This window comes from Parabacteroides sp. ASF519, assembly GCF_000364265.2.
GTDB lineage: Bacteria > Bacteroidota > Bacteroidia > Bacteroidales > Tannerellaceae > Parabacteroides > Parabacteroides goldsteinii.
In genome coordinates this window covers 3,195,927-3,221,443 of record NZ_AQFV02000006.1, presented here as the reverse complement: position 1 = coordinate 3,221,443, position 25,517 = coordinate 3,195,927, and the positions used below count along the sequence as shown (strand labels likewise).

Sequence of the window (25,517 nt, the reverse complement as noted above, 5' to 3'; positions counted from 1 at the left end):
TACATTAGTCTAATTTTCCTGCTTCCGGAAAGCCTGATTTACCAACACCCCGGCTCATCAACACTTGTAAATCCGGTAAATATTTTTCATACACTCCCCTCGGCAAGGTCTGATGCTTCCTGCACAGAGAGGCGGCCATCCCGACAACTTCTCCCATCATCCCTCCGGTTCTCATCACCCGTACAGTACCCAATGCGACATGAGTCACACTGATATTCCGGCCGGCCATAAACAGATTGTCGATATTCCTTGAATACAGACAACGATACGGAACGGGATAAGGTTCTATTTCCTGCACATCACAATAGGAAAGAAAAGGCTCTTCTTCCATTCCTGCAATCAGTTTAGGATAATGCAGGTCGACACCCCAGGTGGTAGTAAAGGTTGCATCTTCGTAAGGGACCTTCTCCAGTAAATCCTGCTCACGTAAGATTATATCACCCAACAGACGGCGGGATTCGCGTTTTCCGCCGATATAAGCCACCCATGCCAATTTCTTTCCGGCAAACTCTTCTTTCCTCTTACTTTCATTTTTCAGAAATGCCCAGTTTCCGTAGACTGCCCGGAGGGCATGATCACGAATATATTCTATTTCCGTAATCTGATCTCTATCAAGACCTGCCTCCCAATCCCAGTCACCTCGAAATCCCGGAATACATGTCTCCTCATTGAACCGGATAGCCCACGGACAATCAGGAAAGACTGAAACCTCAGGAGTATCTTCCGTATACCATTGTACAGACGTCCCCATTACCAACTGATCGGCTTTTAAAGGAGCCCTGGGTTCACCTGTCTCCTCTTTACTTTCCCGCCCCATACGAAAGTCCGCACCTGCCAAAAAACCGACTTCACCGTCACCAGTGCAATCTGAAAATAATTTGCCCTTAAAGATATACTCTTTTCCTGACATAATATCCTGTCCTACAACAGAAATGATTTTATTTCCTTCTTTTTTGACATCAAAAACCTGCATATTTAAAAATAGGCTCAGGTTTTCCTGACTTAGCAACAAAGACAACTTCTTTTCATCTTCATAATTAGTTGCCGGACCTGCATTATGGATTTTCTTTTCCGGATGCCGCTGTAATATTCCAAAAATCTGTCTGCTCCTGACAGACAGCGAATCCCTCTTTGCTTCCCAGGCATTCCAATGTCCGACACCTCCAAGTTCATCTACCAGGTATCCCAGGTTCGTATAAGGTTGCTGGGCAATCAAACCGGAAAGTCCGACTCTGACTTCCGAACTATTGTTGCCTCCTAAAACCGGACGGTTTTGTATCAGGGCAACCTTACAACCGAGACGGGCAGCACTGAGAGCAGCACAACATCCGGCAATACCACCACCAATAACAACCAGGTCATACTCTCCCCCGTCTTCCGGCTCAACAGGTAAACCCAACATTTCCCGACGGAAAACTGCTAACAGCTTCCCCTCATCCGGAGGAAATAAATCCAATTCAGAGCTGAGAAAAATAGCATCGCACCGGCCATCAAAACCAGTCAAATCCTGAAGTTCCAAACGATTATCACCAACTTTCAACATAATTGTCCCGCCATCCTGCCAATGCCAAGAGGCTTTTTCCGTCCCAAAGGTAGCGTCCAGTGCTTTTCCGTTTAATAAGACTTCAAAACGTCCGGGAGAACCAGTTTTATTCCATTGTTTCACCCAATCCCTGGTCCTAACCCATACACGATATTTCCCTGCCTTCCGAACCTGGATTACCGTTGAAGCATTTTCTACCGGAACACCTAGTCCATGTGCCAGCAGATAAGGAGATCCCATTTGCCCCATGGATTGATTATCCAGTACCCATCCTCCTTTTTTATCAAAGCTTTCTGCTTCTATAAAAATATTATCCGCTTTCAAAGGACAGACCGTTATTAATAATATTATAATCCACCATTGTTTCATAAAAATCTTCATTTACTGTTATTATGATTCGGAATCTGTATAAAAGATCACAGGATCAATTGTCCTTCTTCTTTCAATCTTTTTCTCAAATAAAGGGTATCTATCTTATGTACATCATTTTTAGTCTGCTTAACAGCATGCATGGCTGCCATACCGGCTGCTTCCCCGGTTACCAGACAACAAGGCATTACACGAGTACTGCCAAAGGCCTGTTCATCTGTTGAGATACAACGCCCTGTCGTTAACAAATTCTTAATTCCTTTAGGTGTCAGGCAACGATACGGAATTCCATGTGACTCTCCTTTCTTATAGTGTTCAGGGATATGCTTACCACTATGGATATCTATATAATAGCAATTCCTCCCGATTTCATCTTCAAAAGATTTCCGTTGCCTCCAGTCATCAACCGTAAAAATATAATCGCCTTCAATCCGGCGGCTATCCCTCACTCCAAGCAAAGAAGCTGTTTTTACGACAAAAGCATTGGCAAAGGTCGTAGGCCGTACATCCTTCATGGCTTCTAAATACTGGCCTGCCTTTCGACGCCCCAGTATCATAGCTTGTGATATGGCCCATGGGTCTGTCGTATCAACATCCATATGACCGGCATTACATTGGATAACATCCGGTCCCGACAGGTTATTGCAAAAATGAGTATCAACTAAAGGATATTTACCTGAACGAACCGCTACATAAAGTGGCGTCTTTTCATTCTTCCATTGGTATAATACCGGACCGTTCATATAGTCATAAGAGTCCACATTCGCAAAGGAAAAACATAAACTGGATTTCTGGACAGCCCCATCGTCTCCATATCCACGCTTAAACGGAGCACCTGCCCAGGCTGCCAGATCCCCATCTCCCGTCGCATCTATATAGACCTTACTTTTAAAAGCCACAAGTCCTGCTTTATTTGATACGATGATCGCATCAATCGTATCATTTGACGACATTTCGACGGCTGCCAAACGAGAGAAGAATAAAACATCAGCCCCTGCTTCCGTTACCATCCGGTCGTAGACAGTCATTAAATACTCTGGATTGATACTGACCCAATCCAGTTTATTTTCCGGTTCATGGGAAACTCCTTTTCGGGAAGCTCTGAATATTTTCTCGGCCAATCCCCGGTATATAATTTTCTCACCGTCTGAAAACGGGCACCAAGCTGGTACCATACCAGCTGTTCCCATCCCTCCCAATTGTCCCATAGCTTCTATTAGTAAAGTTCTGGCACCTTCCCGTGCAGCAGAAATTGCTGCCGTGCAACCTGCCGGTCCTCCTCCTACAACGATCACATCCCATTGGTCATTGACCTTTATTTTCGAACGTTTTAATGTCAGAACCTTTTCCTGAGAAACCAATGGAGCCGAATTTATAAGACCGGGTATCGTTGCCGTCACTGCCATCGCTCCTACTTTCTTTACAAAATCTCTTCTATTGCCCATCTTCAATTCTGCTTATCTGATTTATACTATTTATAGCTGGAAAGAAAAGGCACTTTATCTTCCTTTCACGAATAATAAAATGCCTTTATCTTGCAGATTAATAATTAGGATTTTGCTTCATATTCGGATTAATCAGAATCTCAGTCGTCGGTATCGGCCATAAATACTGGCGTTCATCCCATTTCTTTTGGGCAACAACAGCGATCTTACCGGCACTTTCCATCTTAGTGAAATCAGCCAGGCCGTTTTCATCGATATCCGGAGCATAAGGCCAGAACCAGTCTCCCTGGCTAACAACTTTCTCTATAAGTAAAGAAGCCGGGTAAAGCATCATATACACTTTCTTGTTCATTACTTTGTCCATCAACTTCCAGCGCATCAGATCCATATAACGAAGTCCTTCCTTGGCAAACTCCACACGTCTTTCCATACGCAATTCGGATCTCAGCTTGTTCTGATTTGTCATTGTAAATGCCGGATACTGACTTACCGCCGATTTATCGACACCATAAGCTCTGGCACGAACTTCGTTCATAGCATCCAATACGGACTGATCGATCTGGTTCAATTCTATCTTTGCTTCTGCATACATTAATAATATATCCGCATAACGGATTATTATTTTATCAGGATCAATATTGTGGGCATTCTCCAGACAGCTTTCATCCATTCCCTTTTTCCAAACGAGGCCATTATAAGAAGCATATTGCGCAACTGCACGGGAATCATTGTTACTAATCATCTTGCCTGACTTATAGTTCATAACTTCCAATGCCTCAGGATGAGGATTGAATTCTATACCCAGGAAGTTCTCTCCAAACGGAACGATAGTCATTGACAACCGGGGATCGCGATTCTTAAACGGGTCATGAGAATCGAACAATGGAGATTCATCAATGGGTAACCCGTCAATACAAGTATACGAGGCCAATAGTTCCCAGGTCGGGTTCGGTACAGCATATCCTCCGGAATTCCTCGGTAGCCATCCTCTTACATTCATGACCACATTATATTCAATGGAACGGGGTATCAGAAAGATAGATTCCTCCGCATTCTTTGTATTTGTCAGAAACAGATCCCCATAGTCTTTATGTAAAGAATAAATACCCAAATCCATGACAGCCTTTGTTGCAGCAACAACAATGTCATAATCGCCCATATAGAGTGCATAACGCGCTTTCAGTGCCAGAGCAGCCCCTTTCGTTGCCCTCTGAGCACCCGAGTATGAAACCGGTAAAGTTTCTGCCGCCACATCAAACTCATCATAAACAAATTGTTTCACAACCGCAATATCGGTACGGCCCATTGCCATACCTGCCTCTATATCTATATCATCTTCTACCAAAGGTATGCCACCAAACTTTGAAGATAATTTCGCATAAGCACATGCCCTGTGAAAATGAGCCTCGGCAATAAAACCGTTGATTTTTGCTTCGGAAGCACCTGCTTCAACTGCACGGTGTGCTTTTAATATGACCCCATTGGCACGGGAAATAACCTTATATTGTTTTGACCACAGGTCTGTAACCTTATCCGTCTGACCGTTTAAGGTTGCATTTTGGAAAGGAGTCAAAGATTCACGATAAATATTATCATCGGACCAATCGGTATTCCCCTCCTCATCCAACGGCCAGAACGTATCTCTGTATAATTCATTGACAGCCATTTCAATCTCTGTCTCATTCGAATACCAATTTTCCGTCGAACCATAAGACAAAGGATTCAAATCCAGGTCATGGCAGGCAGTAAGCAATGTTATGCCACTGAATAAACAAATTATTATATTATTTCGTTTCATGATCATTCTTATTTAAAAGTTAACCGATACACCTAATAACACAGACATAGTAATAGGATAGCCTGTTGCACTAACTTCCGGGTCCCAACCATGCGGGTATTTACTCAGACAGAATAAATCGCTTCCGGAAGCATAAAACCGAACTGATTCCATACTAATTTTCTTCGTCCATACGGAAGGAAGCGTATAACCTACTGTCAGGTTCTTCATTCTCAGATAGCGTCCGTTGAACATCCAGTAATCAGACATGCTCATGTTGGCATCCACACTATTACGGGTCAGGCGGGGATACTTAACACCAGCATTCTGTTCCGCCGTATTATTGGTACTCCAATAATCACCTTCCAGGATTAACGGGAATCCTCCCCAGTTCGTATTCAATCCTTCAACCATATTTCTGCTGATACGGGAATTCTGACTGCCAACTCCCTGGAACATCATTGATATATCAAATCCTTTATAAGAAGCAGATAAGTTCACACCAAACATGTAACGGGGAAGTGATCCGCCCAGCAATACGCGGTCGTACTCTGAAGAAATTTTGCCATCAGGCACGCCATCCGGACCTGAAATATCTTTATATTTGATATCGCCGATCGTTACATTATTATTCAGCTTCGGTGAGTTATCCACCTCTTCCTGCGTTTGGAATAGTCCGTCACTAAGATAACCGTACCATTCGTCAAACTGGCTGCCTTCCATCTTTACCTTTTCACCTAAAAACTCTGTTCCACCTAAATTTCCCATTTTAGAAATGAAATCAGATAAATTGGCAGATACGGAATATCTGAAATCACCCACCTGGTCACGCCAGCCGATTTCCAGATCATAACCGGTCGTATGCATATTTCCGGTATTTACACTCGGATTATCATATCCGATAAATTTCGGAATTTCGAGAGCTAGCAACATATCCTTCGTTTTCTTCTTATAGAAGTCTCCGGTAAAATGCAGGCGTCCATCCAGGAAGTTTGCATCCAGACCAATGTCCCAGGTTTCTGTCGTCTCCCACGATATATTACGAACAGCATAATACTGTTGAGCGGCTGTCAGGAAAGAATTTACAGTATTCCCACTATAAAATAAAGCAGAACCAAAATTCAAAGCCGATTGGTAAGGATAATAGTTCTGTACTGTTGTGTTATCCTTCGACATTGTGATACGTTCATTGCCCAGCGTACCCCACGAACCTCTCAATTTCAGGAAGGAAAGCCAGTTCCAGTCTAAATTTTTGATAAACTGTTCTTCACTGGCAACCCAGCCTGCTGACAATGAAGGGAAGTTCGCCCATCTGCTATCCGGAGCAAAACGGGAAGAACCGTCCCGACGGAAGTTCACCTGCAACAGATACCGGTTATCATAACTATATGCTATACGGCCAAAGAATGAACGATAAGCATATTCTTCAGCATTACCGCCATTATCCCTCAGATTTTCAGGACCAATATCCAGGTAAGGGAAATTTGTTAATTCATACTGGTCACGAGAAGCGCTCAGTTTTTCCCAAAATGCATAATAGTCCTCATAACCGACCATTGCTGAAAGTTCATGTTTCCCAAAGGTTTTATTATAATTCGCAAAAAACTGAGTGGTCACATCATAACTATCGTTTCTGTTTTCAGTCAATTTAGTCGTTGTAAACCCATTCATATATCCTTTTATCGTATTAGGATCATTGGCATAAGTAAAAGGAACCTGTTTACGAAAACTTTTTACCTTATCAAAATTATAGGTAGGTGCAATTACGCCCGATATCTTCAAGCCTTCAATAGGAGATATATCAATAGCAGCCTTACCACCCAGCCGGTTATACCAGGAGGTTTTCAAACCGCCGTCCGTAATCATAGCCAACGTATTCTCACCGTCCTTGACGTCTCCCCACATACCGTTACTCCATCGCGCTGCATAAATAGGCGGAGTTGCGCGATATTGTAAATCCATCGGATTTCTATGTGGTTCTTCAGACTTGGAACGTTTATAATTTACGTCCAGATGAGCTTCAATATATTTATTGATCTTAAAGTCGTTATTTACCCGGATCATATAACGTTCATAATTTCTGTTCACATAAATACCGTCTGTTTTATCATAACGGAATGAAGCCTTTGTACGAACGACTTTACTACCACCTGCTATATTTATCGAGTGAGTCTGGCGGGGGGCAGAGTTTTTCAGAATTTCATCCTGCCAGTCTGTTACAGGGTAAGCATCAGGATCAGTTGCATTATTCTTTATCCAGTTGTTGACCTGATCTTCCGAATACGTCTGATACCAACCTCCTGCATTATTATCATTATAACGCAGTTCATTTACCATTTCCATAAATCGTTGGGTACCCACATATTCAGGAAGTTTAGTAGGCATCTCCCAACCATACTCAAAATTATAATTCAATGATAAATCGTTCTCTTTAGCACGTTTCGTTGTGATCACAATTACTCCGGCAGCGGCACGGGAACCGTAAATAGAGGCAGAAGCAGCATCTTTCAAAACAGACATGCTCTCCACATCTTCCGGATTTACCTGGTTGATATCACCCGGAACCCCATCGACAATAACCAACGGACTTGATTCACCGATCGTCGTTACACCACGTATTTTGATGGAAGCGGTAGAACCCGGAGCACTATTATCGCGCGTAACCAATACACCGGAAGCAGCTCCCTGCAATGCCGTAGACAATTGCGTTGTTTTACGTGCTGCCAGATCATCTCCTTTCACGGCAGCTACCGCACCGGTCAAATCTTTTCTTTTCATGGTACCATAACCTACAACTACAACTTCGTCCAATAATTCAGAATCTTCCTCTAAAGAGATAATAATATTTGATTTATCATTAATTTGAAATTCCTTCGTTATATATCCTATATAAGAAATTGTTAGTACAGCACCCTGATTAACAGATAGAACAAAATGCCCGTTCATATCCGTGATCGTTCCATTTGTTGTCCCTTTTTCCACAACATTAGCACCAATAACCGGATTTCCGTTCTGTTCAATAACACTTCCATTGATTTTCTTCTGCTGATTAACACTGTCTGTCACTAATCTCCTATTAGACAATGCAATCTGTTTATCTACAATACGATACTCTACATTGGTCTTTCCAAATAAAATTTCTAATATTTCATTGATACTCTTACCATGAATATCTATATTCACTGTCCAGTCAATATCCACTGATTTATCAGTGAAAAGGAAAGAGTATTCCGTTTCCTTTTCAATTTTATCGAGAACTTGTTCAACAGTAGCATTTTCCAGTTTCAAATTAATAACCGTATTCTGTGAATACAAATTTTCTGCATGTAACTGAGTCATCACAATAAATAACAAGAATAAACTGATTCTCACAACACGCACTAATTTAGGTATACATAGGGGGATATCCCCATTGGATTGTTTTAGAATTTTCATAACTTTGTACTTGGATTTTTTAATTAAACGAATTAGGACCGATTGGCGTCGGACTTAATTTTTTGATTTAAGGGACAAGGATAAGTTGACGCTTATACTTGTCCTTGTCTTTTTTGTATTACCTGTTTCTTATATAACCTCCTTTCTTTATTGGTATTTGTTTCTTTTTATTTTAACCAAATATCTATACGCTGACGCGGATAGGATGAATCTTTTAGTTGTTCAGTCTCCGCGATTTTCCAATCTATCGGAGCAACTAATTTCAAATAGTCTAATATCTGAGTTACACTTTCTGTGGAGAACGAAGCCCTGCATTTATAATCAATATCGGTCTTCCGGTGCATAACAATATCGACATTATATCGTCGTGATAACCGTTTTATCACCTCATCAAGCGAAGTATTCCTGAACACCAGGCGTCCATCCTTCCAGGCCGTTTTTTCCTCTACATTGACTGTACGTATCAATAACTTCTGATCGGATTTACTATAATAAGCCTGCTCATTTGGCTTCAGCAGTACAGATTGCTTATGAATGAGAACATCCACCTTGCCTGTTTCCAATGTTGTTTCAACCCACATCTCATCACTATAAGCATTTACATTGAACTTCGTTCCATGTGCCTTCACTTTCATCTTTTCGTTGACTGATACATAAAACGGATGCAGTCTGTCTGATTGCACTTCAAAATACCCCTCTCCAGACAGATAAACAGTCCTTTCATCCCCCGTAAAGCGAGAAGGATATCGTAGAGAACTTCCTGCATTAAGCCAGACTTTCGACTTATCCGGTAATTCCATTTGCGTAACTATGCCGGGAGCAGAAACAACTTCCAAATAAGATATATGCTTATCCTCTTGCAGTCGGTTTATATACAGATAAGATAAGAAACCTGTCGATAAAATAAAGGGAAGCAACAATATGGCAGCTATACGCAAAGCGTTGTTAAGATATTTTTGTTTCCAGGAATAAGCCGTTATCCTTTTCTGATTTCTTGCAAAAGCCTGCTCAATATCATAATTATCGTAATCACAAATATCTGCATCTATAGCCTTTGCTATGAGGATGTATCTTTTTATATCTTTTCTATCCAGTTCCATATCTTCTTTGTTTATGAATAGACACACAGAAATAAAAAAGGGGACACTCTATTTTCATTTTTTTTTCAAAAAAGCAAGGTTTATATTTTCTCATTCTTATCTTTGCTTTACTAAACAAACTGATTCAATGTATATTTATTAGTGGAAAGACTTGACACAGAGAGTATAGAATATCTTTTATGGAGTATATCCAATAACGATGACCAAGTAGCTTACCGTTCGTTATTCGAACAGTATTATGTTTCATTATGCCAGTTTGCCAGGCGATACATCGACGACCAGGAAACACGCGAAGATATTGTTCAGGATGTATTTTTTACTATTTGGGAAAAAAGGAAAACTATCATTCCTTACACTTCAGGTAAAAACTTCCTCATAACATGTGTCAAAAATCTTAGTTTAAACTATTTGCGTAGTCAGGGATATAAACAAGAATATGAAACAACGATCAAAAAAAATATTCCCATATATTTTAATAACCTAGATGATCTCTATACACTACAGGAACTGCAGCATCTACTATATCAAACATTAGAGAAACTTCCGCCTGAATACAGGCTTGCTTTTGAACTGAACCGCCTTGAGAACAAGAGTATTGAAGAAATAGCTGAAATAATGGGGGTATCCTGCAGAACAGTAAAAAGATATAAGAGCAAAGCGATTGAAATACTGAAAAAAGAATTAAAAGATTACTTACCTTTATTTATGCTATTCACCTCCATTTTTGACAAATAGCGAGCAAAACAGGATTCTGTAAATTATATAAAAAAGGAAGAAGATCCTTTCTCCTTCCTTTTTTACTTCACCATAAGCAACCTATCTCATTTACCTGGCAGTTTGATTCTCTTTCTCTTTATCAATCTGTTGGACAGCCTTTGTTCTATAATCCATATAATCTTTTGTATTCAATGCCGGGAAACCATTCTTTTCAAGATAATCACCAACTTCACCCAATGTCTTCACATTTTCTTCCAAAATTGTACCGTCAGGGAGTGGTCCTATATTCAAAAGCAGGTTTGCATTTATCTTTGCACAATAATTCAATAAGTCCATAACCTCATCTTTCGACTTTTGTCTCTGTCGCGGAGAGCTATGATAAGCCCATCCCAATGTTTGAATAGGAATATTCAATTCAGCCGGTTTTCCTTTATTGCTTTCCCACGAATGATCAGCAGCATCCTGCACTTGCTGAGGCAAGCCGGCACTCTTAAACACCGAAGCCAAAGAGCCCATTTCTCTTTCACCTGTAATGAAATCCTCATTTCCATTTGCTCCTGTTTTAAACACAACCAGTGCATGCGGCTGGATTGAATGAATCATATCATAAACTTCCTGTATATTAAAAAGATCGGAATGCTGATATATACCACCGACTGTATCAAACCAAAGCCCGGCAATCGGTCCGTATTGCGTGCACAGTTCCATAATCTGCGTTTTCGCAAAGTTCAGATAATGTTTAAAATCTTCCACCTTTTTAAAAGCATACTCGTCGGGCATTTCCTTATAATGGGGACGAGCCGGATTATACATAGAACTCGGTAAAAAATAAGGATGGTGCCAATCCAAACCGATCGAATAATAAATGAACAAGCCTAATCCGGCTTTCCGGCAAGCGACAGCCAGTTCCTTTACAAAATCACGTTGTGCAGGATAATCCACACTATTATAGTCGGTAGCTTTCGTATCCCATAAGGCATAACCATCGTGATGCTTTGCTACAAAAGTTATGTATTTCATTTTAGCTCTGACCGCCAAATCCACATAATCCTGGGCATTAAATTTCTCTCCTTTGAATTCTCTGGCTTTCTGCTCATATTCTTTATAAGGGATAGCTTCATTATACATCACCCATTCTCCTTTTCCATACAAAGAGGCTGGTCCCCAATGGATAAACAAGCCAAAACGAGCATCCTTAAACCATGCCAAAGCAGCCTCTTTAGGTGATTTTGCGTATTCGGCTTCGTATCCTTTCAGATAATACGGGACTTCTCTCCACGTCTGTTCCTGCCCTCTCAGATTCAGGCACAAAAGCAAACAGATAATCAATACACTATATTTATTCATAACAACTCTTTTACTTTGATCAATTACCAAGTCTATTTATATTCCAACCACGCCGTAGCTTTTGTATCTTCATCTGTGGAGAAACGAATCCAACGAGCCTGGAACTCTGCCGGAAACTCATATGTCCATTTTTCTCCCGCTTTCACTTTCCGTACCATATATTCCATCCAATCCCCGTTCCCTGTCGGGTCTGCTTCAATGGTAAAAGTAATATCGTCAGTAGACTGATGCGATAAGGTTAACTTTTTCCTGTCATAAAATCCTATCAGATAAGGGTCAGACGGGATACCGGCTTTTACTGACGTATCTTTCCACGGACCACCTTTTCCGATCGGTTTACCCAACTGCCACAAATCATCAATAACACCTACCCATACTGCCGCTTTACCGTCGTTGGAAACAATGACATGTTCATTATCCTTTCCTTCTTCCGGATTCACCCCTGTCAGGACAAGCATTCCACGATAGGAAGCATAATCGTTTATCCGGTAATTATGAGTAGAAACAGGACGAATCTTTGCATAACCATCTGCATTTTCGGCAGGAAGTTCATAAAATGTACCCATACAGGAAAATAGATCACGCTCTGTTGCCACTTCGCGACAAATACGAAGTTGCCCCTCATTCGTCAAAGATGTATACGCCTTGTCCCCTAATGGCAATCGCCATCTGCGTCCCAGGTCGTCAACAATTAATACCGAGCTATTTTCTATTGAAACAACTCGTTGCGGAATAGCAAATTTTGAGCGGATCAAACCGGCCGTTTCAGCATCATCCTTGCGAACCAGCTCCAACTTATCGCCCATTTCATAATAACCGGTTTCAACGGTATTGCCATTTACAACGGTATTAGCCAACACCCCCAAAGCACGACGGTTATCTCCAAGTCCGTACAACAAACCACCGGTTAAATTTTTATCCGTAGCAGAAGCCATACCTTTATAAATCATTGCAGGTTGTACAGAACGGGTATCAGGTGTCGTATAAGAAAAACTAGCTGTTGCCAATGTATTCTTGTCTGCTTTCACACGAATCCATTCTCCTTTATCTTCTGCCGGAAATATAACACTGGCGGCCTTTCCCGGACTTACAGTTACGGATTTTATTGTTTTCCAATCGTTCGTACCAGTTTCGTCCACTTCATAGGCAAAAGTTACCGGTTGTTTTCCCTCATTCTTAATCCAACCGATACGATTTGCCCAGCCGGCAAACAGGAAAGGCTCGGAGGCTTCATTTGCCTTTATACTCTCTTTTGCCCAAACAGCCCCTTCGGCTGTTGCCGGACCTAATTCATCCGGTTTCGAAAAAGAGGTAAACCACAGATTGGAATTGGATTGGCCGGGACCTTCTATATTTCCTTTTGCCTTACGTTTATTCAGGAATTCTTTCTGAGCCGAGTCATCACATCCGAAAACGAGCTGATCGTTCCAACGAGTGAAATCACCGATAACCTTCAGATAAGCAGAACGCGGACGGATACCGGCACTATTATCTGCTGTAAACTGACCGGGAAAACGCCAGAACATGCCATGCATCGTCATCAGATAATCAGGATTGGATTCTGTTCCGACATTCCGGATACGGGGCCATTCCGTATTCCATCCGTGCGCTCCGTCATAGCTATGGCTGGCTTTGGGAAGGCGATAGAAAGACCAACCTTTCTTCGCATCACGTACTCCCAGTAAAACAGACTTATGATCCCAACCCGTAGCCCACAACGGGTCTGTCTCCGGATTCGTATTTCCATAAATGCCCCCCGGACCTGTTACTTCCGTAAATTGATTCCTCCGAACCGTTTTCCAATCTTTACCATTCCATTCAGCCAAAACACCGGCTTTTACATCAAACTTTTTCAATGCTTCAGCCGTACCTTCTCCATTGTTGGAAAAAACAGCAACGCCTTGTCCCGAATAGAAACCTTTTCCATGTACACCCGGTAATACATCATTCGTATCATCCTTTATACCTTTCTTTCTATTTCCATCCTGATATAATTCTTTTACTTCCAACGTATTGACATCCACCTCATAAAAACCCTCTTCCATCGTACCGTAATAGATTTTATGGGCAGGATCCGTCAAATGGCGGGCATTGCCGGTATGACGTCCTGGCATTACCGAATAAGGTATCACCCGAACTTTTCCTGTTTTATCAATGGCATACGGACCAATAAAAAGCTGGTTGCTTTCTTTATGGACCATGCGGTTCGCCGGAGTTCCTCCTATACTCTCATCATGTATAATCTGGCGATAATCGGATGTTACCTCATACAATTTATCCGAAGAGCCATTAGGTAAATGCGGCCCATAGGTAATAACCCATAACCGGTCTGCCCAGGGAACCACGGCTCCCGTTCCACATTCTCCTTCATTATTATAATAAGCCAAACGAGGATAAATACCGGATACCGAATCCGGAACTCTCTTAGACTCTTTTTGTGCCGAACAACTCATTACCGATAGTACTGTCAATATGCCTATCGTACTGTTTAATTTCATCTTCATTTTATTTCTGTTATAAAATTAGCAATAAAGGCTCCTCTCAACGCTTATACGCATTAAGACAAGAGAGGAGCCAATATAAGAATTATTTATACGAATTTAATATCCGGGATTCTGTTTTAAATTCTCATTGATAAGAACTTCCTTCGTAGGAATCGGCCATAAATATTGACGATCGTTCCACATACGTTGAGACATTGGAGCTATCAGTCCGGCTTTTTCCATCGCAGAGAAATCAGGAATACCGTCTTCGTCAATCTGCGGAACATCCGGCCAAAACCATAGGCCTTTATCTATGATCTTTTCACGCAATAAGCTTACCGGATACAACATTCCATAATTAGGACGCGTCAATGCTTTTCCTGCAATTTTCCATCTGACCAAATCCATATAACGCAAACCTTCCTTTGCAAATTCCACACGTCGTTCGTTACGGATAATCGTACGTAACTTTTGTTGAGAAGTTGTAGTAATTGCCGGATAGGCACTTATATTTGTATAATCTACCCCATATGCTCTGGCACGAACCCTGTTAATTGCATCTAATACGGATTGATCTATCTGATTCAACTCGATCTTTGCTTCAGCATACATGAGTAAAACATCTGCATAACGGATAATTATTTTATCGGGATCAACATCCTTCCCATTCTCCAGCCATGTTTCATCAATTCCTTTTTTCCATAATAATCCATTATAAGATGCAAACTGAGCATTCACACGGGCATCGTTGTTTTTCTGCATCTTGCCCGTATTGTAATTCATTACCTCCACTGCATCCGGATGCGGATTATAATCAAATCCCAAATGCCGGGTTCCAAATTCAACAATCGTCGCCGTACAACGCGGATCACGATTTTTAAATGGGTTTTGAGGATCAAACAAAGGTGATTCATCTATCGGAAGACCATCTATACATTCATAAGCAGCAAGTAAATCCCAGGACGGAGCAAAAGCGCCCCAACCACCCGGATTTCTTGATACCTCATTCATAACCGTCCAGTTTCCTAACGTCACTTTATATTCGATAGAACGGGGTAACAAGAAAATCGACTCTTCCGAATTTTTAGTAGTCGTCAAAAAAAGTTCGGCATAGTCCGCATGCAATTTATAAAGTCCTAAATCCATACACTTTTTAGCAGCATCAGCCGCGATTTCCCAATCCCCCATATAAAGAGCAAAACGAGCCTTCAATGCCAGGGCTGCCCCTTTTGTTGCACGCAAAGAAGATACACCGGTATATTTCTCCGGCAAACCTTCTGCCGCTTTATCGTAATCTTCATAAATCTTCGGTACTATTTCCGATTTAGGAGTACGACCAAGTGTAAAAGCCTCTTCAATATCGACCACACTTGTCACGTAAACAACATCTCCGAAATAAGTGACCAGTCTGGCATAACAAGATGCTCTTTGAAACAAAGCCTCAGCCTCATACCGTTTTATCTTTTCTTCGGAAATACCCATCTCTGCCGCCTTATCCATATTGGACAAAATTGTATTCGTTCGTGCGATAGATTTGTATTGATTGGCCCATAACGTTGTTACATCTCCGCTTTGACCATTGAAGGTCCCTTTTATAATTTCAGAGGGAGTTTCCCTATAAATAAAATTATCGGTCTTATCTTCATTGTCCAATGGCCAGAATGCATCTCTATAAAAGTCTTTGATCGACATTTCTATTTCAGTCTCATTGGAGTACCAATTTTCGCTGGATGCCTGCGATAGAGGATTTAAATCTAACTCATAACAAGAGTTTAAGCCCAAACAACATCCTAATAATATGATAAATGTACGTTTCATCTTTTTATTCTTTTAAAATTTTACAGACAAACCAAATAACACAGACGTAGTAATCGGATAAGCAGAACTTCCCATCTCCGGGTCCCAACCTTTCGGATATTTACTGATACAGAACAAATCATTGGCTGCCACATAAATACGAGTTTGCTTGATCATTACTTTCTCTGTCCACTCCGCTGGTAATGTGTAACCTAATGTCAAATTTTTCAAACGGAAATAACGGCCATTAAATAACCAGAAATCTGACATGGTATAGTTTATACTACTATTAGAATATGTCAGACGAGGATAAATAGCCTCGGCATTCTGTGCTTCCGTATTTTTTTCACTCCAATATTTACCATCGATAATCGCCGGAGTATTCCCCCAGTTTGCTTGTAGCGGTTGTACCATTGCAGAGGATAGACGGGTATTTCGCCTGCCTACTCCCTGAATTGCAACAGAGAAATCAAAACCTTTATACCCCAGATTCAGCGTTCCTCCATATTGAAAACGCGGCAAAGATCCGCCTAATAAAACACGGTCATACTCAGGAGAAATCTTTCCATCAGGTACACCGTCAGGTCCGGAAATATCTTTATATTTAACATCGCCCAATTGTACGTTATCATTTAATTTCGGTCCTTTTAAATCCTCTTCCGTCAGCATCAGACCATCACTCAAATAACCATACCATTCGTTAAATTCACTGTCTTTCAATTTCACCTGATCTCCCAGGAATTCCGTTCCGCCCAAATCTCCCATCTTAGAAACAAAGTCGGAGAAATTCGCAGAAATTCCGTAAGTCAAATCCCCTATACGGTCATTCCAGGCTAATTCGATGTCATATCCATTGGTATACATCTTACCTGTATTTCTCTGCGGATTATCAAACCCGACATAATCAGGGATTTCCAAAGCCAATAGCATATCTTTCGTCTGCTTGTTATAATAATCAGCCGTAAAGCGCAAACGATTATTAAAGAAATTAGCATCCAAACCGATATCTACCGAACTTGTTGTTTCCCAGGAGATATTTTCAACGGCATAAGCCCACTGCGCCGCTGATAACTCAGGAACAACCGTTCCATTTTGATAGAACAGGACATCACTGAAGTTGATAAAAGCCTGATACGGATAGTAAAGGGCATTTCCATCTTTGTCCGTAATCCGTTCATTACCCAACGTACCATAAGAAGCCCTCAATTTCAGGAAAGACAACCAATTAATATCCGCATTCTCCATAAATGCTTCTTCACTTAACACCCAACCGGCAGAGAAAGACGGAAATACTCCCCAACGATAATCAGAATGAAAACGGGAAGATCCGTCATAACGAATATTCGCCTGAAACAAATATCTGTTATCAAAACTATAAGCTACACGGCCAAACCAGGATCTATAAGACAACTCCGTAGCACTTCCGCTATTATCACGCAAATCCAACGGACCTACATTCAAATAAGGGAAATTACTCAATTCATATTGATCACGGGAAGCACCCAGATTCTCACCGGATGAATAATAAGTTTCATAACCAGCCATCAAGTTCAAATCATGCTTACCAAAAGTCTTCATATAATTGGCAATTCCTTGAATTGTTATATTATAACTGTCATTCCTCTCTTCTGATAATTTTGTTGTATTATAGCCTTCCATGTAACCGCCAACCATATTCGGATCATTTTCCAAAGAATAAGGTACCGCCTTACGGAAATGTTTCTTTTTCTCAAATGTATAATTAGGTGCGATCACTCCTGAAATTTTCAAACCTTCAAGCGGGGTTATATTAATTGCAGCACGTCCTCCCATCTGATTATACCACTCATCTTTAAAACCTCCGGAATTTACTACAGCATAGGAATTATTCCCATTCTTTCCGCTCGCATATTCTCCGTTAGCCCATACAGCCGGATAAATCATAGGAGCTAAGCGCATATCAGAGAAGGGAGAGTAATAAGGCTGATGATTTTTTGTCCGTTTAAAATTAAAATCCAATGTCGCCCCCAAATACTTATTTACCGTAAAATCATTATTGGCACGAATCATGAAACGCTCATAATCACGGTCTGCGTATAAACCGTCCACTTTATCATAGACGAATGAAGCATTCGATTTTACAGTCTTAGCCCCCCCGGCTACACTAATCGTATGAGTCTGACGCGGAGCCGAACCTTTCAAAATCATTCCAACCCAATCTGTCATAGGATATTTATCAGGGTTTGTCTGGTGATATTTTTCCCAATTATTTATATCATCATCCGAATAAGCCTGGTTCCAACCTCCGGATTTATTGTCATTATAACGCAACTCATTGGTCGTTTCCAAAAAACGTTTAACCCCTACGTATTTCGGTTGCTTGGTTGGTATCTCCAATCCGTATTCAAAATTATAATCGATCGACAGACTTTTCTCCTGGGCCCGCTTAGTCGTAATCAAAATGACGCCTGCCGCTGCACGTGAACCATATATGGAAGATGACGCCGCATCTTTCAAAACAGACATGCTTTCCACATCATTCGGATTCACATCATTAATACTACCGGGAACACCATCGATAATCACCAACGGACTGGTATCGCCAATCGTGGTAATACCACGAACCCGGATACTACCAGCAGCTGCCCCTGGAGCATTGTTATCACGGGTTACCGTCACACCAGCTATAGCACCTTGCAACGCAGTAGATAATTGTGTTGTCTTACGGGCTGCCAAATCATCCCCTTTTATAGCAGCGACAGAACCTGTCAGGTCTTTCTTTTTCATGGTACCATAACCAACAACGATAACTTCATCCAAAACTTCAGTATCTTCTCTCAAGGTGATTGTCAAGGAGTTCTTGCCAATGACAGGTACCTCACTCGTTACATATCCTATATAAGTGATAACTAACGTAGCGTCTGACGCTACGTTAAGGGAGAACCTCCCTTCGGCATCCGTTATTGTACCGTTTGTCGTCCCTTTTTCTACCACGTTTGCACCAATAACAGGCAAACCTGTTTCATCATTAATAACTCCCGATACAATTTTCGTCTTCTGCTGTGCCGCATTCGTAGCCTGATTGGGTTCTGTAAAAGCCTTAATTAATACCTGACGATCAATAATCTGATAATTATATCCCGTATTATTAAATATCTGCGTAAGAACTTCATCCAATGTTACATTCTTAGCATTTACACTTACTTTCTTATTTACATTTACATGATTGTCATTAAAAAAGAAAGTAAACTCGCTGTTCTTCTCAATCTCTTTCAGTATTTCAATGATACTGGCATTATTCTTTTTGATTGAAACTTTGTAATCCTGCGCATAGGTGGAGGCAGAAATACAACAGGCAACAGCCAATGAAAATAAGGTTGTGATCTTCATAATGCGAATTGTTTTTCTTAATAACGGGACACAACAATCCCTGTCATTGTTTTTTTTCATAACTTTGTATTGTTTTTAATGAATAATAAATGCAAGTCGTTGGCTTGGACTCCTTATGACGTGCATTTTCTTGAAAACTCACGGATTGGAAGGTACTTGCAGGTATCTTCCAATTTTTTTAGGTTAACTGCTCGATATGTCCATAGGCTATAGATTTAGATTATTAATTATTTGAGAACTAACACATAATTTCCATTACTTGTCTTTTGATATTTTAAAGGAGATGATTCTCCCATCATAAACAATATCCGTTCCAATGATTCATCCCTTACCTTAAATGTAAAGCGGTATTTATCCGCCAGGTCTTGCTGGCACATAATCTTACGTCCGTACCATTGCTCCAGACGTGGAATAATCATGGATAGTTTTTCATTTTCGAAACTGACTATCTTCTGTTTTCGCCATGAAGTATATTTATCTGCATTGACAGTTAAAACATAGGCCGAATCTGCTTGCTGATCATATACCATCTTTTCATTCGGCGACAAAATAAACTCAGCTCTATCACCTTTTGAATTATTTATTCCTATCTTGACTTTCCCATTTAACAGGACAGTCTCCGATTTACTTTCTATATCATAATCAAACACCTCGAAAGCCGTTCCCAAAGCCTGTACTTCCATTTCCGAAGTATGTACGATAAAGGGTTTGTGAGGATTTTTATGGATATCAAAAAAAGCCTGACCGTCTAAATGTATTTCACGTGTTTTTCCTGTAAATGCAGCAGGATAGGTCAATTTACTACCGGGTCCCAACTGTACGACCGTCCCGTCCGGCAATGATACCGATTGCATATTCTGAATACCTGACGTAACAACATAAACAGGAATATTATCTTTCTCTCCTAGATAATAAGCCATCCCTCCGACAGCCAACAACAATAAAACAGATGCTGCCACACTATAAACTTTATAGAATAAATATCTTTTTACAGATACATTGTCCCAAATACTTTGGCGTATACGATGCCATATCCGCATACTGTCAGCCCGGTCAATATACGCAGCATCCGGAGCATTGTTCCACTGACTTAACATTTGTGTTTTTACCGCATCCCGCTCATTCAGTGCAGTACGCTCCTCCTCTCCCAATGCATCCTGCATCAGCTTTTTTAATATATATCTTTTATTATCCTGATCCATTTCTTTTTATCTGCTTTATAATAAATACCCCCGAACATATAGGTTCCCCCTATCCGCCCATCGTTTTTTCTAATTTTCTAAGAATAAATGAAAAAAGGGAATCGGTTTTTACAGGAAAAGAGAAAGTAGAGTGATATTCTTCCGCAGATATTTAAGCGCTTCACTAATTTGATTTTCAACAGTTTTCTCCGATATATTCAACAATTCGGCTATTTCTTTATAGCTCTTGTTTCCTTTCCGGCTCAGATTAAATATTTCCCGGCGGCGTGGCGGCAACTCGTTTATAAGCATGTCAATATATTCGCTCAGGTTCTTCGCCTCTATCTCCTCTTCAATATCGTATGAATCTTCCATAGCGGCGAGGACGGTCATTTTATAAAAATCTTCGTTCAAATTTTTTCGGTGTTGGTTAAATATCAGGTTGCGGGTGATGATAAACATCAATCCTTTGAAATTATCGTCTTCACGCATAAAGTCACGCCCTTCCCACACTTTTATAAAAACTTCCTGCACGACTTCCTCTGCTGTATCCTGATTGGTCAGGTAAAGACGGCTGAAGTTGTATACCTGCCTCCAGTACTTTTTATATAAAGCAGTAAAAGCCTCTTTACTGTTTTGCTTCAATAATAATATCAGTTCGTTATCCTCCATTTTCCACATTCAGAATGTATGCAAATATAAGAGATTTTATTTTACCCGGCAGAAAGTAAAAAATAAAATATACCCTCTTTATGGTATTTCCCATAATCAATACTCCTCTTATCTTTGTTGCATAAATAAGAACAACTAAAATATAGAATGATATGGCAAACGTAGCAAAAAAACTGACAGACCTGATTGGTAACACTCCGTTATTAGAGTTTTCCAACTTCAATGCAAGCAAAGGATTAAAAGCAAAACTGATCGGTAAACTGGAATACTTCAACCCGGCAGGCAGTGTGAAAGACCGCATCGCCCTGGCAATGATCGAAGACGCAGAACAGAAAGGACTTCTGAAACCGGGAGCGACCATTATCGAACCGACAAGTGGAAATACTGGTGTAGGACTTGCCTTCGTTTCTGCTGCCAAAGGATATAAACTGGTTCTGACAATGCCGGAAACGATGAGTGTAGAACGCCGCAACTTATTGAAAGCTCTTGGAGCCCACCTAGTATTAACTCCCGGAGCCGATGGCATGAAGGGAGCTATCGCCAAAGCCGAATCATTACGTGATGAAACACCCGGTTCCGTCATCCTGCAACAATTCGAGAATCCGGCCAATCCGGCTAAACACGTACAGACTACTGCACAGGAAATCTGGCGCGATACGGATGGTAAAGTCGATATTTTCGTAGCCGGTGTCGGTACGGGCGGAACAGTCAGCGGTGTCGGTGAAGGATTGAAAACACATAATCCGAATGTGAAAATCGTAGCGGTAGAACCGAGCGACTCCCCCGTCCTCTCCGGTGGTAAACCGGGACCGCATAAGATACAGGGTATCGGGGCCGGATTCATTCCTAAAACATATAACGGCAAATACGTCGATGAAATCATTCAGGTAGAAAATGACGATGCCATCCGTACCAGCCGTGAACTGGCACAAAAAGAAGGATTGCTGGTAGGTATCTCTTCCGGTGCTGCCGTATACGCTGCTCTAAAACTGGCGGAACTGCCAGAGAATGCAGGCAAAACAATCGTTGCCCTATTACCCGATACCGGAGAGCGGTATCTTTCTACCGTATTATATGCATTCGAAGAATATCCGTTATAAACGAGACCTTATCTATATTCTATAAACTGAAGCATATTTAGAAAATAATGAGCCAATGTGGCAATATGCCAATTTAGGAATAATTGAGCTATCAGTTTATAGTGATGGGAGTAACCAATTCCCCTCTTGAGAGGGGAGACAGGGGTGTGTTAAAGCTAGTTATAGGGCGAACAATAACACCCCCCTTCCCCCTCTCAAGAGGGGAGACAGGTACAACCGGTCAATAATCGGATAGTTCAAATCTGATAAATATCGAACTTCTTTCCCTTAGTTTTTCACACATAATTAGTCAAATATTTGACTAATATCCGATAAATATCTATCTTTGCGCCGATAAAAACAGCAAGTATGACAGATAGTGAATTAGCTCACGAACTTAATCTACTAGTATTAAGGACACGCATGACATTCCGCCAGACCATTCAGCGAATACTGAAAAGCAACAACGTCGATATGACCTTTGAAATGCTTCAGGTAATGCATTGTTTGTGGAAAGAACAGGGAGTCAGCCAACAATCGCTGGCCGAAAAAACAGCGAAAGACAAAGCATGCCTCACCAACCTGATCAATAATCTCGAGAAGAAAGGATGGGTTATACGGCAGGAAGATTGCAACGACCGCCGTAATAAACTGATATACCTCACCCCCGAAGGAGAAAAGGTAGCCGCCAAGATCAAATCCCTCTTGAAAGACATGTACACCCAGGTCGGGCAACAAATGAACACCAAACATATGGAAGCCTGTATGAAACATCTAAGCAAACTGAATGAGATATTTGATCAAATATAGTTTTTTATTGTTACTGTTTATAGGAAAGCCTGTTGCGACTTGTTCCCAACAGGCTTATTCTCTTACCCTCGACGAACTCTTCCGCCTGGGTACGGAAAACAGTCTGCGTCTGCAAGCCTCCCACATGCAGGAAGTCGTCGCAGCCGACAAGAAAAAAACAGCGCAAACGGCCCGTCTGCCCGGTATCAGTATCGGTGCGACGACCGGATATATCGGACAGTCTACCGTCTTCCGGCAGGGACTGACGCAACCGGTTCATCCCGACCTGCCCGACTGGTCACATAATTATAATGTAGAAGTAACCCAACCCGTCTATCGCGGAGGTAAAATACATTATAATATCAAACGTGCCTCGTTGGAGAAACAGATTGCAGCACTCAATTCGGCCAGTAGCAAAGCCGAAGTCAAACTGCTCCTGCTCCGTCAGTATATGGACCTTTTCAGCCTCTACAAACAAAAAGACGTATTTGCCCGTAACGTGGAAGAGTCCACCCGCAGACTTGAGGATATCCGCCGCCTGAAGAAAGAAGGTATCGTCACCCGAAACGACGAGTTGCGTAGTGAACTGCAACTCACCAACGACCAGCTGGCCTGCCGCGAAGCAGACGATAATATCGCAATCGTCTCCCAGCAACTTGACGTCTTGCTCGGACTGGATGAAACATTCCTCCTGAAACCCGACACGGCATTGCTTTACACGGCCGTTTCACTGGAAAGCTATGATGCCTACGTCCAACAGGCTTACCTCAACTATCCCGAATTACAGATCGCCCGCTACAACACGAAGCTGGCTGAAAACGATATATTCCTGTCAAAAGCCGACTATCTGCCCTCACTCTCGGTACGTGCCGCCAATACCCTGGCACGCCCGCTGAGCACTACGATGGAAGACGTCTTCTCCAACAACTGGAATATCGCTTTAAGCCTCTCCTACAACCTGTCATCCCTTTATCAGAATAAACATAAGATACATGAGGTAAAACAAATTGTCAATATCCAGAAAAATAAGGAAGAACAAATCCGCCAGGATATCCGTATTAATGTCAAAAGCGCCTGGATCAGGCATCACGAAGCGCTCGACCGCGTACAGGCACTGATCCTGTCGGTCAGGCAAGCGGAGGAGAACTACCGTATCGTAAACAACCGTTATCTCAACCAGCTATCCATCCTGACCGACCTGCTCGATGCCAGCAGCGTCAGGCTTGAAGCCGAACTGCAACTGACCAATGCACGCACCGAGGCTATCTACAGTTATTATCAACTGATGCATGCGTGCGGCAATTTATAACTTAATTAAAAACAGACAAATATGTCCGGACTACATAGAAAAAGAAAACAACTGAGGCGACTGAAAATAAGGAATATCACCCTCAACACCGTATGTATCCTGCTCGCTTTCGGCGGCATATCATGGACGGTCAACTACTTCTGGAAATATGTCAACTACGAAATCACCAATGACGCCGTAGTGGATCAATATATCACCCCCGTCAATATCCGCGTACCGGGTTACATCAGGGAAGTCCGTTTCACCGAGCACCAGTAGGTAAAGGAAGGCGACACCCTTCTGATCCTCGACGACCGGGAATACCGTATCAAGCTGAAAGATGCCGAAGCCGCCCTCCTCGATGCCCAGGCCTCCAAAGACATACTAAGTTCCGGCATCGAAACCTCCCAGGTGAATATCAGCGTACAGGAGGCCAATATCGCCGAGACGGAAGCCCGCCTCCGGCAACTCGAACAGGACCATCGACGTTATGCCAACCTCCTGGCCGAAGAGTCCGTCTCGCAACAGCAATACGAACAGGTCAAGGCTGAATACGAAGCCATGAAAGCCCGTTACGAATCCCTGCTCCGCCAAAAGAGTGCCGCCCAATCGCAATATTCGGAGACGAGCAAGAAAAGCGGCAGTGTGAAGGCGGCCATCCTGCGCAAAGAAGCCGACCTGGAGATGGCGCAACTCAACCTGTCGTATACAGTCGTCACCGCTCCCTTCGACGGATACATGGGACGCCGCACGCTGGAAACCGGACAACTGGTTCAAGCCGGACAAACCCTCAGCTACCTCGTCCGCAACAATGACAAATGGATAACCGCCAATTACAAGGAAACACAAATCAGCCATATCTACATCGGCCAAAAAGTACGCATCAAAGTAGATGCTGTAGACGACCACATTTTCCACGGCACCGTGACGGCGATCTCCGAAGCGACCGGCTCCAAATACTCCCTCGTCCCGACCGATAACTCAGCCGGCAACTTCGTCAAGATACAACAGCGCATCCCTGTGCGCATCGACCTGATTGACGTTTCGCCCGAAGACATGAATCTGCTCCGTGCCGGCATGATGGTGGAAACGGAAGCATTGAAAAGACATTGAATAATACAGCATA

15 protein-coding genes and 1 pseudogene are annotated in these 25,517 nt (G+C 41.9%); 5 read left to right on the top strand and 11 right to left on the bottom strand.

Features of this window, described 5'->3' with window-relative positions; translation table 11 throughout:
- Positions 1-4: 4 nt before the first annotated feature.
- The 5 genes from C825_RS12600 to C825_RS12580 all read right to left on the bottom strand — a co-directional run bounded on the left by C825_RS12600 (position 5) and on the right by C825_RS12580 (position 9,669).
- Positions 5-1,912: an FAD-dependent oxidoreductase gene (locus C825_RS12600; protein WP_010802708.1), complete on the bottom strand. Its 1,908-nt coding sequence runs from the start codon at positions 1,910-1,912 to the stop codon at positions 5-7.
- A 47-nt stretch (positions 1,913-1,959) separates the two neighbouring features.
- On the bottom strand, positions 1,960-3,357 hold the full coding sequence (locus C825_RS12595) for an FAD-dependent oxidoreductase (protein ID WP_010802707.1): 1,398 nt from the start codon (positions 3,355-3,357) through the stop codon (positions 1,960-1,962).
- Positions 3,358-3,454: 97 nt separating this feature from the next.
- A complete protein-coding gene (locus C825_RS12590; RefSeq protein WP_010802706.1) occupies positions 3,455-5,155 on the bottom strand; it encodes a RagB/SusD family nutrient uptake outer membrane protein in 1,701 nt (566 codons plus the stop codon).
- Between the two features lie 12 nt (positions 5,156-5,167).
- Positions 5,168-8,569: a TonB-dependent receptor gene (locus C825_RS12585; protein ID WP_010802705.1), complete on the bottom strand. Its 3,402-nt coding sequence runs from the start codon at positions 8,567-8,569 to the stop codon at positions 5,168-5,170.
- Positions 8,570-8,736: 167 nt separating this feature from the next.
- Entirely contained in the window at positions 8,737-9,669 is a 933-nt protein-coding gene (locus C825_RS12580; protein ID WP_007658189.1) for a FecR family protein, read from the bottom strand.
- 141 nt (positions 9,670-9,810) lie between these two features.
- Here C825_RS12580 and C825_RS12575 point away from each other — a divergent pair, with 141 nt between their 5' ends.
- Positions 9,811-10,404, top strand: a complete 594-nt coding sequence (locus C825_RS12575; RefSeq protein WP_007658191.1) for an RNA polymerase sigma-70 factor — start codon at positions 9,811-9,813, stop codon at positions 10,402-10,404.
- Between the two features lie 90 nt (positions 10,405-10,494).
- Here C825_RS12575 and C825_RS12570 read toward each other — a convergent pair whose 3' ends face one another.
- From C825_RS12570 to C825_RS12545, 6 genes are all read right to left on the bottom strand, one after another.
- Complete coding sequence (locus C825_RS12570) at positions 10,495-11,733, bottom strand: alpha-L-fucosidase (RefSeq protein WP_010802704.1); 1,239 nt, start codon at positions 11,731-11,733, stop codon at positions 10,495-10,497.
- Between the two features lie 32 nt (positions 11,734-11,765).
- Entirely contained in the window at positions 11,766-14,231 is a 2,466-nt protein-coding gene (locus C825_RS12565; RefSeq protein WP_010802703.1) for a hypothetical protein, read from the bottom strand.
- 102 nt (positions 14,232-14,333) lie between these two features.
- Positions 14,334-16,034 carry a RagB/SusD family nutrient uptake outer membrane protein gene (locus C825_RS12560; protein WP_010802702.1) on the bottom strand — a complete coding sequence of 567 codons (1,701 nt, stop codon included), beginning with the start codon at positions 16,032-16,034 and terminating at the stop codon, positions 14,334-14,336.
- Between the two features lie 12 nt (positions 16,035-16,046).
- Positions 16,047-19,442 (bottom strand): TonB-dependent receptor, encoded by a 3,396-nt coding sequence (locus C825_RS12555; RefSeq protein ID WP_010802701.1) that lies wholly within the window; start codon positions 19,440-19,442, stop codon positions 16,047-16,049.
- 167 nt (positions 19,443-19,609) lie between these two features.
- Positions 19,610-20,584 (bottom strand): FecR family protein, encoded by a 975-nt coding sequence (locus tag C825_RS12550; RefSeq protein WP_010802700.1) that lies wholly within the window; start codon positions 20,582-20,584, stop codon positions 19,610-19,612.
- Between the two features lie 108 nt (positions 20,585-20,692).
- Complete coding sequence (locus tag C825_RS12545) at positions 20,693-21,235, bottom strand: RNA polymerase sigma-70 factor (RefSeq protein WP_007658203.1); 543 nt, start codon at positions 21,233-21,235, stop codon at positions 20,693-20,695.
- A gap of 152 nt (positions 21,236-21,387) precedes the next feature.
- On the opposite strand from C825_RS12545, the gene cysK reads away from it, so the two are divergent.
- The 4 genes and pseudogenes from cysK (at position 21,388) to C825_RS12525 (ending at position 25,504) form a co-directional block, all read left to right on the top strand.
- On the top strand, positions 21,388-22,335 hold the full coding sequence (gene cysK, locus C825_RS12540; protein ID WP_010802699.1) for a cysteine synthase A: 948 nt from the start codon (positions 21,388-21,390) through the stop codon (positions 22,333-22,335).
- Positions 22,336-22,683: 348 nt separating this feature from the next.
- Positions 22,684-23,124, top strand: coding sequence for a MarR family winged helix-turn-helix transcriptional regulator (locus C825_RS12535; RefSeq protein ID WP_010802698.1), 441 nt, complete (start codon positions 22,684-22,686; stop codon positions 23,122-23,124).
- A complete protein-coding gene (locus C825_RS12530) occupies positions 23,102-24,412 on the top strand; it encodes a TolC family protein (protein ID WP_010802697.1) in 1,311 nt (436 codons plus the stop codon). Before C825_RS12535 ends, C825_RS12530 begins: the two co-directional genes overlap by 23 nt.
- A gap of 21 nt (positions 24,413-24,433) precedes the next feature.
- A pseudogene (locus tag C825_RS12525) lies at positions 24,434-25,504 on the top strand (HlyD family secretion protein).
- The last annotated feature ends 13 nt before the right edge of the window (positions 25,505-25,517 follow it).